Here is a 14,977-nt window from a genome sequence, read left to right on the forward strand (position 1 = left end):
CGTCGGCCCCGACCCGCGCTCAGTAGCCGGTCGCGCCGTCGATGCGCTCGCGCAGCAGGTCCATATGCCCGAGGTGGCGGGCGTACTCCTCGATGAGGTGCGTGAGGATCCACCGCAGGTTCAGCGGCTGGCCGTGACGGAGCCCCGTGACGGGGATGTCGAGATCCTCCCAGCGGGCGGCGTCGGCCGAGGTCTCGGCGATCACGCGCAGGTAGGTCTGCACGTCGTCGGCTGCGGTGGCCGCGGTGGCGCCCTCGAGGTCGTCGTCGGGCCGCTCGGCCGAGGACCAGCGCGGCGGCACGTCGATGCCGTGCAGCACCTCCCGCAGCCAGTACTCCTCGACCTCCGCCAGATGCCGGACGATCCCCGCGAGGCTCAGAGCCGACGGCGGGGCCGAGCGCTCGGCGAGCTGCGCCGGGGTCAGGCCGTCGATCTTCAGCAGCAGGGCCAGACGGTACTCGGCGATCCAGGCGTCGAGCTGCTCGCGCTCGCCGCCGAGCATCGGCCCGCCCGTGCGGGTGTCGACGGTGCCGTGGACGACGGGCGCGCCGGGATCGGCGGGCACAGCGGGAGCATCCGGGGCGTCGGACGCGTCGGGGGCAGGAGCCGGGGGTGTCGACGACATGGGTCGCACCCTACTCACGTCGGGTACGCCCCGTGACCGACTCGTGACTGAAAGTTCTTGCAGATCCTGTCGAACCGCTTGAGCCGATTCATCGTGCCTCGTATGGTCGAGGCGAGCTACCCCGCGCACGGAGGCGCCATGGGGGCTCGCAAGAACTGCAAGAACCGCAAGGGCGGCGCGAGCCGCACCGACAGCACCCCCTGATCCATCGACGAATCCAGCACCGATCCGGCAGCCCCCTCCCCCTGCCGTCGGCGTCCTGTTCCCCGCCGGTCCCCCGGCCCCCGCCCGGACGAAGGAGTCCCGCATGCCCTCCTCGAGGTCACGCTCTCTCGACCCCCTGACGAGCCCGCGTCCTGCGGGCCCGCCCCGCGCCGCGGACGCGCATCCCGCGCGTGTGCGCGCAATCGCCGTCATCGGCGCCCTGCTGCTGGCGGGAGCCAGCCTGCTGGGGACCGCGCCGATGGTCCGCGCCGTCGGACCGAACGACCCGGTGCTCGCCGGATCGCTGCAGGCGGAGCTCGGCTGCGACGACGACTGGATCGCCGACTGCGAGGACACGAAGCTCGCGCCGACCGGGGACGAGGGCGTGTACGCCTCGACCTTCGAGGTCCCCGCCGGGCAGTGGGAGGTCAAGGTCACCGTCGGCGGCAGCTGGGACCAGTCGTACGGCCTCGACGGCGGCGAGGACAACATCCCGCTCGCGGTCGCCGCCCCCACGAAGGTCACCTTCCGCTTCGACTCCGCGACGCACCGCCTCTCGGTCGCCCTCGCGGACGCGGCCGGCGACTACACCGACGCGGACGCCGACCTCGCCGAGGAGCCCTACCGGCATCCCGGCGACGGCCAGGTCTTCTACTTCGTGCTGACGGACCGCTTCGAGAACGGCGACTCCTCCAACGACGAGGGCGGGCTCGAGGGCGACAGGTACTCGACCGGCTACGACCCGACCGACAAGGGCTTCTACCAGGGCGGCGACCTCGCCGGCCTGCGCTCCCAGCTGGACTACATCGAGGACCTCGGGGTCTCGGCGATCTGGCTGACCCCGTCGTTCACCAACAACCCCGTGCAGGGCGAGGGCGAGAACGCCAGCGCCGGCTACCACGGCTACTGGGTCACCGACTTCACCACGATCGACCCGCACCTGGGCACCAACCAGGAGCTCGAGGACCTCATCGACGACGCGCACTCGCGCGGCATCAAGGTCTACTTCGACATCATCACCAACCACACCGCGGACCTCATCGACTACGAGGAGGGCACCTACTCCTACGTCGACCAGGCGACCTCCCCCTATCTCGACGCGAACGGCGACCCCGTCGACGTGACCGCCCTCGCGCAGTCCTCGGACTTCCCCGAGCTCGACGCCGCGACCTCCTTCCCCTACACCCCGGTGCGCTCCGAGGAGAACACCGTGATGGTCCCGGAGGCCCTCAACGACGTCACGCTCTACCACAACCGCGGCAACTCGACCTGGACCGGCGAGTCCGTCACCTTCGGCGACTTCGACGGCCTCGACGACCTCATGACCGAGGACCCGGTCGTGCTGGAGACCATGGAGGACGTCTACACGACCTGGATGGACTTCGGGATCGACGGCTTCCGCATCGACACCGTCAAGCACGTCGACTTCTCCTTCTGGCAGCACTTCACGCAGACGCTCGTCGACCACCAGGCCGCGACCCCCGCGGGCGAGGACTTCTTCACCTTCGGCGAGGTCTACGACGCCGACGCCGAGCTGCTCTCCCCGTACGTCCGGGACACCGAGATGGACTCCGTCCTCGACTTCGCCTTCCAGGCGGCGGCGACGAACTGGGCCAAGGGCTATACCGCCCAGGGCCTCGCCTCCCTCTACGCCGACGACGACCTCTACACGACCGCGAGCTCCTCGTCCGCGGACCTGCCGACCTTCCTCGGCAACCACGACATGGGCCGCATCGGCTACCTCCTGAAGGACTCCGACCGCGTCGACGAGCGCACCGCGCTCGCCAACGAGACGATGCTCCTCACCCGCGGCCAGCCCGTCATCTACTACGGTGACGAGCAGGGCTTCGCGGGCGACGGCGTCGACAAGGACGCGCGCCAGTCCATGTTCGCCAGCCAGGTCGACTCCTACCTCGACGACACCCTCGTGGACGGCAGCGCCTACGGCACCGGCGACCACTTCGACCAGGAGGCCGCGCTGTACACCCTGATCAGCGAGCTCGCCTCCCTGCGGACCTCGACGCCGGCCCTCTCCACGGGCGCGCAGATCGAGCTCTACGCCGAGGACGGCACGGGCGTCTACGCCTTCTCCCGCGTCGACCGCGACGAGAAGATCGAGCACCTGGTCGCCCTCAACAACGCCTCCTCGGAGCAGACGGTCACGCTGACGACCCTCACCCCGGGCGCCACCTACACGCCCCTCTACGGCACCGACCAGACGGTCACCGCCGACGCCGACGGCTCCGTCACGATCACCGTGCCCGCGCTGAGCGCCGTCGTGCTCGTGGCCGACCAGCAGGTCGCCGCCGCGGGCGACGCGCAGGCGATCCGCCTCGGCCTCGCCGACGGCGCGGAGGTCTCCGGCACCGCCCCGATCACCGCGGACATCGCCGACGACCGCTGGGCGGAGACGACCTTCAGCTTCCGCCTCGCCGGGGACCCGACCTGGACCTCGCTCGGCACCGCCGAGGACGACAGCCCGCGCGTCTTCCACGACGTCTCGGACCTCCCCACCGGCACCCTCGTCGAGTACCGCGCGGTCTCGACCGACGCCGCCGGGAACCGCGTCGCCGCCTCGGCGACCGCGGTCGTCGGCGCCGACCTCTCCGCCGACGGATCGTCCGACGGCGGCTCCGGCTCCGAGGGCGAGGGCGCGTTCGTCACCCTCCCCGGCAGCCACAACGCGGCCATGGGCTGCACCGGCGACTGGGATCCCTCCTGCACCGCCGCCGCCCTGACCCTCGATGCGGATTCGGGCCTGTACACCGGCACCTTCTCGATCCCCGCCGGCACCTACGAGTACAAGGTCGCCGTCGGCGGCTCCTGGGACGAGAACTACGGCGCGGGCGGCGTGCCCGGCGGCGACAACATCACCTACACGTCCGAGGGCGGCGAGGTCACCTTCTGGTACGACCCGACCACCCACGTCGTCGCCTCGAGCACCGAGGGGCCGTTCGTGACCCTGCCGGGCTCGTTCAACGCGGCGCTGGGCTGCCCCGAGGACTGGATGCCCTCCTGCATGCGCACCTGGATGCAGGACGCCGACGGCGACGGGATCTACACCTTCACGACGGACGCCATCCCCTCCGGCTCCTATGAGACGAAGGTCGTCCACGGCGGCTCGTGGAGCGAGAACTACGGGGTCGACGGCGCGCCCGACGGCGCCAACTACGGCTTCTCCACGCAGGCCGGGAAGGTCGTGACCTTCAGCTACGACATCGCCACGCATGTGCTGACCATCGAGTCCGAGGACCCGCTGACCGCCGGCGAGGGCAAGCAGCTGGCGCACTTCGTGGACGCCGACACCATCGCCTGGCCGGACTACCTCGCCAGCGAGGGCGCGGACGCGAAGAGCTTCCAGCTGTGGTCCGCCCCCACCGGCGGGCTCGGGATCGCCGACGGCGCGATCACCGGCGGGACGCAGCTCGGCACCCTCGCCCTGCGCGACGGCGCCCTGACCGACGAGGAGCTCACCGACCGGGCCCATCTGGCCTCGTTCCTCGCGCTCGACCTCGAGGGCGTCACCGACGCCGAGCTCGAGGAGGCGCTGCGCGGCGAGCTGATGGTCGCGCAGATCGCCGAGGACGGCACGATCGAGGCCTTCACCGGCCTGCAGATCCCCGGCGTCCTCGACGCCCTGTACGCGGACGCCGCCGAGGGCGCCGCTCTCGGGCCGGTCTTCGACGAGGACGGCTCCGTGACGCTCTCGCTGTGGGCGCCGACGGCCGCGACCGTCACCCTCCAGCTGTTCGACGGCGTCGGCGCGGTCACCTCCGATGCCGACCGCACCGCGAGCGAGCTCTCCGCCGAGCTCGCGGCGGCCTCCCCCACGGAGGTCGCGATGGAGCGCGGCGAGGACGGCGTCTGGACCGCGACCGGCCCCGCCGACTGGGAGGATCTCGCCTACCGCTACGCGGTCGAGGTCTACGTGCCCTCGACCGGCGCGGTGGAGACCAACCTCGTCACCGACCCGTACTCCACGGGCCTGACGCTGAACTCCACGCACTCGGTGCTCCTGAACCTCGAGGACCCGCGCTGGGCCCCCGAGATCTGGTCCGGCACCGCGGCGCCCGTCGTCGAGCAGTTCGCCGATCAGACGATCTACGAGCTGCACGTCCGGGACTTCTCGGCCGGCGACGAGGCCCTCTCCGAGGACCTGCGCGGCACCTACGCCGCCTTCGGCGCCGAGGACTCCGCCGGCACCGACCGCCTGCAGGAGCTCTCCGACGCGGGCATCACGACGGTGCATCTGCTGCCGACCTTCGACATCGCCACGATCGAGGAGGACCGCGCCGAGCAGGCCGTGCCCGACATCCCGTCGGACGCGGGACCGGCGTCGACCGAGCAGCAGGCCGCGGTCTCCGCGGTCGCCGACCAGGACGCCTACAACTGGGGCTACGACCCGCTGCACTACATGACCCCCGAGGGCTCCTACGCCACCGAGGGCCACCAGGTCGGCGGCGACCGCACGAGCGAGTTCCGCTCCATGGTCGGGAACCTCCACGACATGGGCCTGCAGGTCGTCCTCGACCAGGTGTACAACCACACCGCCGCCTCCGGGCAGGACGACAGCAGCGTGCTGGACCGGATCGTCCCCGGCTACTACCAGCGGCTCAGCCTCCAGGGCACGGTGGAGACCTCCACCTGCTGCTCGAACGTCGCGACCGAGAACGCCATGGCGCAGAAGCTCATGGTCGACTCGACCGTGCTGTGGGCCCGGCAGTACCACGTCGACGGCTTCCGCTTCGACCTCATGGGCCACAGCTCCGTGGAGAACATGCTGGCCGTGCGCGCCGCGCTCGACGAGCTGACCCTCGAGGACGACGGGGTCGACGGCTCCGCCATCTACCTCTACGGCGAGGGCTGGAACTTCGGCGAGGTGGCCGACAACGCCCGCTTCACGCAGGCCACGCAGGGCCAGCTGGGCGGCACCTCGATCGGCGCCTTCAACGACCGGCTGCGGGACGCCGTCCACGGCGGCAGCCCGTTCGACACCGACAAGCGGACGAACCAGGGCTTCGGCAACGGCTCGTACACGATGCCCAACGGCTACTCCGAGGCGAGCGAGGAGGACCAGTACCGGACGCTGCTGCACCAGACGGATCTGATCCGTCTGGGCCTGGCCGGCAACCTCGCCGACTACGAGCTGCTCGCCTCCGACGGCGAGATCACCCGCGGCGACGAGCTCGACTACAACGGTGCCCCCGCCGGATACGCGACCCGTCCCGAGGAGTCGGTCAACTACGTCGACGCGCACGACAACGAGGCGCTGTACGACATGAACGTGTGGAAGCTGCCCGAGGACACGAGCATGGAGACCCGGGTGCGCATGAACACCCTGTCGCTCGCGACCGCGACCCTCGGCCAGTCGCCCTCGTTCTGGGCCGGCGGCACCGACCTGCTGCGCTCGAAGTCGATGGACCGCGACAGCTACAACTCCGGCGATCACTTCAACACGATCGACTGGACGGAGATGACCAACGGGTTCGGCAACGGCCTGCCGGTCGAGGAGAAGAACGGCGAGGCCTGGGACCTCATCACCCCGATGCTGGAGGACGAGTCCCTGACGCCGAGCGCCGAGGACATCGCCCTGAGCAGCGATGTGACGCTGGACCTGCTGCGCCTGCGCTCCTCGTCGAACCTGTTCACCCTCGGCGACGCGGACCTGATCACCCAGAAGGTCACCTTCCCCAACGCCGGTGCCGACGCCACCGCGGGCCTGCTGGTCATGCGGATCGACGACACCGTGGGCGAGGACGCCGACTCCGCGCTCGACGGCATCGTGGTGGTCTTCAACGCCTCCGGCGAGCCGATCACCGAGGCCATCGACGGCATGGAGGGCCTCGAGTACGAGCTCTCGCCGATCCAGGCCGACGGCTCCGACGAGGTCGTCAAGGGATCGACCTGGGACGCCTCGACGGGCACCGCGACGGTCCCCGCCGCGACGGTCGCCGTGTTCGTGGCCCCGCAGGCCGGCGGCGACGACGGCGAGGAGCCCGGTGACGGGACCGGCACGGAGGAGCCGGGCGACGGCACCGGCACCGACGAGCCCGGCGACGGCACCGGCACCGACGAGCCCGGCGATGGCACCAGCACCGACGAGCCCGGCGACGGGACTCCGACCGAGGAGCCCGGCGATGACACGTCGACCGACGAGCCCGGCGACGGCACGTCGACCGACGAGCCCGGTGACGGGACCGGCTCGGAGGAGCCGGGCGACGGCACCGGCACCGACGAGCCCAGCGACGGCACGTCGACCGACGAGCCCGGTGACGGGACCGGCTCGGAGGAGCCCGGCGATGGCACCGGCTCGGAGGAGCCGGGCGACGGCACCGGCACCGACGGCGACACCGGTTCCGACGGCGACACCGATGGTGACGCCGACACCGATGGCGATACCTCCGCGGAGGACGGCCAGGAGGACGGCGGGCCGCTCGCCCGCACGGGCGTCGACCTGCTGCCGGTCGCCGGCATGATCGCGGCGGCGATCGCGCTGGGCGTGGGCCTCGTGGCCCGGGCGCGGAGCCTCCGCGCGGCGAAGTCCGAGGGAGGCGATGACGAGGGCTGATCCGCGGGAGCAGCGCTGACCGCGAGGATCAGCGCAGACGGGAGGGGCAGGGCCGCATCGGCCCTGCCCCTCCCCTGTTCTGCCGGCCCGCCCGTCGGCCCTGGCCCGTCGGCCCGCCCGTCGGCCCGGGCGCTCAGCCCTTCAGGCCGGAGTGCGCGAGGCCCTGGATGAAGTGGCGCTGGGCGAGGACGAAGACGATCAGCACCGGCACGGCCGTGAGCGTCGTGGCGGCCAGCTGGATGTTCCACATGGGGCCGCCGTAGGCGTCGACGTACTGGGTCAGGGCGCGGGGCAGCGTGAACATCTCCCGGCTGGAGAGGAACACGACCGGTTCGAGGTACATGTTCCAGGACTTCAGGAAGGTGATGATCGCGACCGAGGCCAGCGCCGGCCCGGCCAGCGGCAGGGCGACCCGCGCGAAGATCCCCCAGCGGCCCAGGCCGTCGATGCGTCCGGCCTCCTCGAGCTCGTCGGGGATCGCCACGAAGAACTGCCGCATGATGAACGTCGCCAGCACGCTGGGGGCGCCGAAGATCGGGATGATGATCAGCGGCCAGTGGGTGTCGATCAGGCCGAGGGCGCTGACCGCGCGGAACATCGGCACGATCGTGACCTCGATCGGCACCAGCAGTCCGACCAGCACGACCAGGAACAGGGCGTTCTGGCCGCGGAAGCGGATCCGGGCGAAGCCGTAGCCGGCGAGGGAGGAGACCGCCATCGTCCCCGCGGTCACCAGCACGGCGATGTAGAGGCTGTTGAGGTACTGGCGTGCGAAGGGCTGCAGCGTGAACACGGACCGGTAGCTGGAGACGTCCGGGTCGGCCGGCCACAGCGACGGCGGCACCTGCAGGATCTCGCTCGTGGTCTTCAGGCTCGAGGAGATCATCCACCAGGTGGGGAACACGAAGGGGATCGCGAGCACCACCATCAGGGCGATCACGAGCACGGTGCGGCGTCGGGTGCCGCGCATGCGCCGCGGGCGCTGCCGACGGGCCGGACGGTCGCCCGACCGGTCGTCGGGCCGCTCGCCCGGGCGGTCCCCCGGGGGACGGTCGCCCGTGCGGGCCGGAGGCCCGGGGATATGGACGTCAGCGCTCATGGTGCACCCACCTCCGTCGGGTCTGCCATTGCAGCAGCGTCAGGGCCAGCACGATCACGAACAGGAGCATGGCGATGGCGCTCGCGTACCCGAAGTCGTTGAAGCGGAAGGCCCGCTGGTAGAAGTAGTAGACGAGGACGTTCGTGGAGTTGCCCGGTCCGCCGCCGGTGAGCACGTCGATCAGCGCGAAGGTCTCCAGCGAGCCGACGACGGTGATCACCGAGACGAGCATGACGGTGGGGCTGATCAGCGGGATCGTGATCGAGAAGAACCGCCGCAGGGCGCCGGCGCCGTCGATGCGGGCCGCCTCCAGCATCTCCTCGGGCACGCCCTGGAGCGCGGCGAGGAACAGCACCATGTTCAGGCCCACGTTCTTGAACACCTGCACGACGACGACGGCCAGCAGCGCCGTCCATCCCTCGCGCAGCCAGTTCGGCCCGGTGATCCCGACGACCGAGAGCATCCCGTTGATGCCGCCGGAGTTCTGCAGCAGGAAGCCCCAGACGATCGACCAGGCGACCAGCGAGACCACGACCGGGGAGAAGAACAGGACCCGGAAGAACGTCGTCCCGCGCACCTTCTGGTTCAGCAGCACCGCCAGCAGCATCGCCAGCGAGATGTTCAGGACCACGATGCCCGCGGAGAACAGCACGGTCGCGCGCAGCGAGGCCCGCAGGGTCCTGTCCTCGGCGAGCGCCGCATAGTTCTCGCCGCCGACGAAGCTGAACTCGCCCGACAGGGCGTTCCAGTCGTGCAGCGAGTACCAGGCGACCGCTCCGAGGGGCACGATGACCAGCACGATCGCGCCCAGCACGGCGGGGGCCACGAAGAGATATCCCAGCAGCGAGTCCCGCCGCTGCCAGGAGCCGCGGCGGACGCCGGTCGCGGCGGTCATGCCTCGAGCAGCGGCTGGGCGACGGTGCACACCTCGTCCAGCACGCCGGGGATGTCGGCGTCGGCGGTCCACAGCGGGTCCAGGGCGCTGCGGATCGTGGTCTGCAGCTCCGCGAAGTTCCGGTGGGCGGGCTTGGTGATGGCGCCGGTGATCCCGTCGACGACCGCGCGCTGGATCTGGTCGTCGTCGAGCAGGGGGTTGGCCGCGGCCATCGCCTCGACGGTCAGCAGGGAGAGCCGCGGCGGCGGGAAGAACGCGGAGAGCTTCTCGGCGGAGGCGGGCGAGGTGAAGTGGGCGAGGAAGTCGGCGGCGATCTCGGGCGCCTGGCCCTGGGCGAGGACGCCGATGCCGGCCTGGCCGACGACGTTCTGCTGGGTCGCGGGTCCGGCGGGCAGCGGCAGCACGTCCCACTCGAAGGAGCCGTCGAGGGCGGAGGCGCGGGAGATCTGCGTGATGGTCATGGTGGTCTGGCCGCCGAAGAAGTCGACGTCGTCGCCGGGGCCGGGCATGGCGCCGGTGGCGAAGGCGGCCTCGTGCAGGGCGGTCATCGCGTCGACCATCGGCTTCTCGGCGAACTCGCAGGCCGTGCCGTCCGCGCTCCAGGCGCGGGCGCCGTAGCCGGCCCACACGCTGGCGAGGTTGTCCCAGGTCTCGTAGTTGAAGTCGCGGACGACGAGGCCGGCGCCGCCGAGTGCCTCGACGCTGGCGGCGCTCACGGCGAAGGCCGTGTCGTAGGTCCACTCCCCCGCGTCGAACACGGCGACGAGGTCCTCCTGCTCGGCCTCCTGCAGCCGCGTGGTGTTGAGGAACACGCAGAACGGGGAGTTCGAGAAGGGGTAGGCGAACAGGCCCTCGTCGTTCTGCCAGAGGGTCAGGGCGGAGGGGTCGATGTCGTCGTACTCGTAGCCCTCGGCGGCCTCGAGGGTGGACCCGACCTCGACGAGGGCGCCGGAGTCGACGAACTCGGGGCCGGAGCTCTCGAGGATCCACGCGAGGTCGGGGGCGCTGCCGCCGGAGAGCTGCGTGGTCAGGGTGGTGGTGTAGTCCTCGAAGGGGATGGTCTCGAAGACGACGCCGGAGACGGTGTCGGCGTGCTCGGCGACGTACTCGTCGGCGATCTCCTGGAAGAGGGCGAGGTGGGCCTCGTCGGCGGTCCAGATGGTCATGCGGAGCTCGACGGGGCCGTCGGGGGCGCCCCCGTCCCCGCTGCCGCAGGAGGCGGCGCCGAGGCCGAGCGCGCCCAGGAGGACGGAGCCGGTGGCGAACTGTCGGCGGTTGATCATGATCTTCTCCCTTGAAGGATCGGTGATGCGCGGTCGAATGATGCTCTGTCGGGTGGTGCTCTGTCGGGTGGTGCTGCGTCGGATGGTGATCTGTCGGGTGGTGCTCGGGTCAGTAGCCGTGGACGCCGTCGGGCCAGCGCAGCTCGACGCCGTCGGCGACGAGGAGCTCCTGCAGCGCGGAGACCTGCTGCTTGCTGCCGTGGACGGCGTGCGGGGAGGTGCTCTCCCGCAGGCAGTGCACGATCAGCAGCGCGGCGGACTCGCCGATGTTCCATTCGACGGGATGCAGCCGGTAGCAGCCGTTGGTGATGTGCGTGGTGGCGATGTTCTTGCAGGCGGGGAGCAGGTTCGTCATGCGCTGCGGGATGAGCGCGCCGAGCGGGATCTCGAAGGGCTCGGCGGGCACGTCGATGTAGTTGTCGCCGCCGGTCGAGGGATGCAGGTCGATCCGGTACATCCCGATCCCGACGGAGTCCGGGTAGCTGCGGGCGCCGGCGTCGCCGCGGATCGCCCCGGAGACGTCCTGCTCGCGGATCGTCTCGAGGCCGCGGATGCGGCGGGACTCGCGATGGTAGGGGGCCATGGCGAGGCCGTCGGCGGTGCCCATGACGTCGGCGCGCAGGCGCAGGCCGGGCCAGCCGGTGCCGCCGTCGGGCCGGGGCGCCTCGGTCTGCATCCAGTGGAGCATCGACAGCGAGAGCTGCTTGGCATCGGCGAGGCGCTCGGCGATCTCCGCCTCGTCGGCCCCGACCACGGGCTGCTCGAAGTAGTCGATGCTGGGCCAGTTGATGAGGCAGATGTCGCTGGCGAAGGCGCCGGGCTCGTAGAGGTCCCGCGCGATGATGCGGCGGAAGGCCCAGAGGTTGCCGTCACCGGGGTCACGGGACTGGTCGGCGGTGACGGCGAGGGCGTCGTCGCCGGGGTTGGGCGCGAAGTGCCGCTGCCCGATCTCGAGGGTGCGCGGGTTGGGCGCCGTCCAGGACAGCAGCGGGCCGCCCCAGAAGTCCGGCTGCACCGTGCGCCAGTGCTCGTAGCGCTCGGGCCGGGGGATGGTGTGGTCCTCCCCCTCGATGTGGTCGACGGCGAAGCAGTAGGTCAGGGCCTGCATGTTCTCCGGCTGGGCCTCGTCGGGCGCGCTGGGCTCCCCGGTCTCGGCGCGGGACTCGAAGCCGGTGACGTGCTCGGTGCCGGTCAGGGGCAGCAGCTCGCCGGTCTCGGTGGCGTCGATGACGTACTGCGCTGCGACCTCATGCTCCGCGCCGGTCGCGAGCTCGCGCAGGGTCACCGCGCGCACGGCGTCCCCGTCGACGCGGGCGGCGACGGGACGCACGCCCCTCTCGACCGTGAGGCGCCGGCTCGCGAGGTGCGGGGCGATCATCTCCTCGATGACGGCGACGCCGGCGCGGGGCTCGTGGCACAGCTTGGAGACCCAGCCGGCACCGGGGTTGAGGTCCTCGCGGGCGCGGGCGGCGTCGGTCAGCGGATAGGCGCGCCGGTAGTGCGCGCGGATCCCGTCGCGCAGCCGCCGGTAGGAGGCGGTGCAGCCGATCTCCTCGATCCACGGATGCTCATCGGGCGGGACGCCCTGGCTGGTCAGCTGGCCTCCCAGCCAGGCGTACTCCTCGGTGAGGTGCACGCGCAGGCCGTGGCGGGCGGCGGCGAGGGCGGCGGCGACGCCGCCGAGGCCGCCGCCGACGACGAGGAGGTCGACATGGGGATCGTGCTGGGTCATCGGGCGGTCTCCTGGGGGTGGTGGGCGGTCTCGGATGCTGCGGGGCCGACGGCGGGGCCGCCGCCGGATGCGGGGCCGACGGCGGATGCGGGGCCGACAGTGGGCGCGGGGCCGACGGTGGTGCCGGCGTGGACGGTGCACGGCAGCGTGACCTGCTGCTCGGCGAGGCGGGCGGGGTCGCGCAGGGCGGTCGGGTCGGCCAGCAGGCGCAGGAGCACCTGCACGGCGCCGGTGCCCATCTCGTGGCGGGGGACGCTGAAGCCGCTCCAGTCGACGGCCGAGCGGTCCGGGGTCTCGGGGTCGCCGAGCCGCGCGATCGAGAGGTCCCCGGGGACCGAGAGCCCGCGGCGGAGGGCCTCGAGCCGCAGGCGGGCGGCGATGTCGGGGGTCGCGGCGATCGCGGTGGTGCCGGTCCCGACGACGTCCTCGAGCAGGCCGCCGAGGTCGGGGGCGGCGTCGAAGGAGGCGCCGGAGGCGGCGTCGAGCAGCAGCGGGGTCGCGCCGGTGCGGCGGATCGCGCGGTCGAAGCCGCGCCGACGGTCGACGCCGGACTCGTGCTCGGGATACTCGAGGGCGAGCGCGATCCGGCGGTGCCCGCGCACGACGAGCCGCTCGACGAGAGCGGCGGTGGCCTCCTCGTAGTCGGCGCCGACGTAGGGCACGGCGACGCCGTCGGCCTCCCGGCGGCCGACGAAGACGAAGGGGTAGTCGTGGGCGAGCAGCTCGGCGAGGTCGCGGCGCTCGCTGTGGCGGCCCAGCAGGATGCAGCCGTCGGCGAGCTGGAGGCGGCCGCGGCGCGCCCAGTCCCGCAGGCCCTGTCCGCCGCCGCCCTCGCGGGAGCGGTGGCTGGAGGTGAACAGCAGCAGGTCGACGTCGTGGCGTAGCGCCTCCGCCTCGACGCCCTGCAGGAACGGGTAGTAGAAGTCGCTCGCGGCGTGCGGGAACACGGGCTCGTAGGTGAACACGCCGAGCACGGAGGTGCGGCCGCCGGCGAGCTGCTTGGCGGCGAGGTTGCCCCAGTAGCCGGTCTCCTCGACGGCCGCGAGGATCCGCTGCCGGGTCTCCTCGGTGAGCCGGCGCTCCGCCTCGGGGCCGCCGTTGAGCGCCATGGAGACCGCGGCCTGGCTGACGCCCGCCCGACGGGCGACGTCGGCCTGGGTGGGCCTGCGGGGCGGGGCGACGATGTCCTGCGGCATGCGCGGTGCTTCCTCTCCGGCGATCCCGGAACGGCGACGGTGCCGACCCGGTGAGGACGAGCGAAACAGGTTATGCGCATAACGGCAAGCAGCAGCGAGCAACGCCGGGCGGCGGCGAGCCACGGCGGGCGTCGCCGGAATCGGCCCGGCGTAGCCTGGGCAGGAGCATCGCAGCGACGACGCGAGGGAGCGTCGTCCGAGGGGAGGCCGTCATGTCCGAGCACACCGCAGCGCACGCCCCCGATCCCGCCCCGGCCGGCACAGCCGATGGATCAGCCGCCGGCCCGCCCGTCGGCACAGGTCACCAGCCGTCCCTGCTCGACGTCGGCGGAACCGTGCGCTGGCTGCGGCGCGAGGGCGCGGAGGCGGTGCTCCTCCGCCTCGTCGGCGTCCTCGAGGAGGACCTGCGGCGCTGGGCGGAGTTCGAGCGGATCCCGCGGATCGCGAGCCACTCCCCCGTCGGCGTCATCGAGCTGATGCCGATCTCCGACGGGCGCCTCTACGCCTTCAAGTACGTCAACGGCCATCCGGTGAACCCCTCGCGCGGGCTGCAGACGGTCACCGCCTTCGGCGCGCTCGCCGACGTCGCCACCGGCTATCCGCTGCTCCTGGCCGAGATGACGCTGCTGACGGCGCTGCGCACGGCCGCGATGTCGGCCCTCGCGGCGCGGCACCTCGCCCGGCCCGGGGCGCGCGTGCACGCGATGATCGGTGCCGGCTCGCAGGCCGAGTTCCAGGCGCTGGCGATGCGGGCCGTGCTGGGCCTGGACCGTGTGCAGGTGCTGGATCCCGACCTCTCGGCGATCGCGACGCTGCGCCGGAACCTCGAGCCGCTGGGATTCGAGATCCGCGCGGCGGCGACCCTCGCCGAGGCCCTCGACGGGGCCGACGTCGTCACCACCTGCACCGCCGCGAAGGCCCGGCAGGCGGTCCTGCACCGCCAGGACCTCCGCCCCGGCCTGCACCTCAACGCCATCGGGGGCGACTGCCCGGGCAAGACCGAGCTCGCGCCGGAGGTCGTGCGGGCCTCCCGCGTCGTCGTCGAGTTCGCCCCGCAGACCCGCATCGAGGGCGAGATCCAGCAGGTCGAGCCCGACTTCCCGGTCACCGAGCTGTGGGAGATCGTCACCGGCGCCGCCCCCGGACGACGGACAGCCACCGACGCCGGCCCCACCGGCACCACCGGCCCTGAGGCCGACGCCGACGCCGACGCCGACGAGGTGACGCTCTTCGACTCCGTCGGCTTCGCGCTCGCGGACTTCTCCGTGCTGCGTCTCGCGCATGCGGCGACTGCGGGCACGGACCTCGTCACGCCGCTCGACCTGGTGGCCGCGCCGTCGGACCCGAAGGACCTGTTCTCGCTCCTGCGCTGAGG

At 72.1% G+C, this 14,977-nt stretch carries 8 protein-coding genes; 2 read left to right on the forward strand and 6 right to left on the reverse strand.

Features of this window, described 5'->3' with window-relative positions; translation table 11 throughout:
- Positions 1 to 19: 19 nt before the first annotated feature.
- Complete coding sequence (locus tag ACXET9_RS03220; protein WP_457884766.1) at positions 20 to 625, reverse strand: DinB family protein; 606 nt, start codon at positions 623 to 625, stop codon at positions 20 to 22.
- A gap of 397 nt (positions 626 to 1,022) precedes the next feature.
- Between ACXET9_RS03220 and pulA the strand changes: the two genes are divergently transcribed.
- Positions 1,023 to 7,397: a pullulanase-type alpha-1,6-glucosidase gene (pulA, locus tag ACXET9_RS03225; RefSeq protein ID WP_457884768.1), complete on the forward strand. Its 6,375-nt coding sequence runs from the start codon at positions 1,023 to 1,025 to the stop codon at positions 7,395 to 7,397.
- Between the two features lie 133 nt (positions 7,398 to 7,530).
- Here pulA and ACXET9_RS03230 read toward each other — a convergent pair whose 3' ends face one another.
- The 5 genes from ACXET9_RS03230 to ACXET9_RS03250 all read right to left on the reverse strand — a co-directional run bounded on the left by ACXET9_RS03230 (position 7,531) and on the right by ACXET9_RS03250 (position 13,602).
- Positions 7,531 to 8,496, reverse strand: coding sequence for a carbohydrate ABC transporter permease (locus ACXET9_RS03230; protein WP_457884770.1), 966 nt, complete (start codon positions 8,494 to 8,496; stop codon positions 7,531 to 7,533).
- Positions 8,486 to 9,391, reverse strand: coding sequence for a carbohydrate ABC transporter permease (locus ACXET9_RS03235; RefSeq protein WP_457884771.1), 906 nt, complete (start codon positions 9,389 to 9,391; stop codon positions 8,486 to 8,488). The genes ACXET9_RS03230 and ACXET9_RS03235 overlap by 11 nt, the downstream gene beginning before the upstream one ends.
- Positions 9,388 to 10,674, reverse strand: coding sequence for an ABC transporter substrate-binding protein (locus ACXET9_RS03240; RefSeq protein WP_457884772.1), 1,287 nt, complete (start codon positions 10,672 to 10,674; stop codon positions 9,388 to 9,390). The genes ACXET9_RS03235 and ACXET9_RS03240 overlap by 4 nt, the downstream gene beginning before the upstream one ends.
- Positions 10,675 to 10,783: 109 nt before the next feature.
- Complete coding sequence (locus tag ACXET9_RS03245; protein WP_457884773.1) at positions 10,784 to 12,406, reverse strand: FAD-dependent oxidoreductase; 1,623 nt, start codon at positions 12,404 to 12,406, stop codon at positions 10,784 to 10,786.
- On the reverse strand, positions 12,403 to 13,602 hold the full coding sequence (locus ACXET9_RS03250; RefSeq protein ID WP_457884775.1) for a LacI family DNA-binding transcriptional regulator: 1,200 nt from the start codon (positions 13,600 to 13,602) through the stop codon (positions 12,403 to 12,405). The genes ACXET9_RS03245 and ACXET9_RS03250 overlap by 4 nt, the downstream gene beginning before the upstream one ends.
- Positions 13,603 to 13,814: 212 nt before the next feature.
- Here ACXET9_RS03250 and ACXET9_RS03255 point away from each other — a divergent pair, with 212 nt between their 5' ends.
- Positions 13,815 to 14,975, forward strand: coding sequence for an ornithine cyclodeaminase (locus ACXET9_RS03255; RefSeq protein ID WP_457884776.1), 1,161 nt, complete (start codon positions 13,815 to 13,817; stop codon positions 14,973 to 14,975).
- The last annotated feature ends 2 nt before the right edge of the window (positions 14,976 to 14,977 follow it).

The sequence above is a fragment of the Brachybacterium netajii (SeqCode) genome, assembly GCF_054114245.1.

Bases quoted from the DNA above. Each gene is read 5' to 3' on its own strand.
- ACXET9_RS03220 (WP_457884766.1), bottom strand. From the start codon at position 625: ATGTCGTCGACACCCCCGGCTCCTGCCCCCGACGCGTCCGACGCCCCG.
- ACXET9_RS03230 (WP_457884770.1), bottom strand. From the start codon at position 8,496: ATGAGCGCTGACGTCCATATCCCCGGGCCTCCGGCCCGCACGGGCGAC.
- ACXET9_RS03235 (WP_457884771.1), bottom strand. From the start codon at position 9,391: ATGACCGCCGCGACCGGCGTCCGCCGCGGCTCCTGGCAGCGGCGGGAC.
- ACXET9_RS03240 (WP_457884772.1), bottom strand. From the start codon at position 10,674: ATGATCAACCGCCGACAGTTCGCCACCGGCTCCGTCCTCCTGGGCGCG.
- ACXET9_RS03245 (WP_457884773.1), bottom strand. From the start codon at position 12,406: ATGACCCAGCACGATCCCCATGTCGACCTCCTCGTCGTCGGCGGCGGC.
- ACXET9_RS03250 (WP_457884775.1), bottom strand. From the start codon at position 13,602: ATGCCGCAGGACATCGTCGCCCCGCCCCGCAGGCCCACCCAGGCCGAC.
- ACXET9_RS03255 (WP_457884776.1), top strand. From the start codon at position 13,815: ATGTCCGAGCACACCGCAGCGCACGCCCCCGATCCCGCCCCGGCCGGC.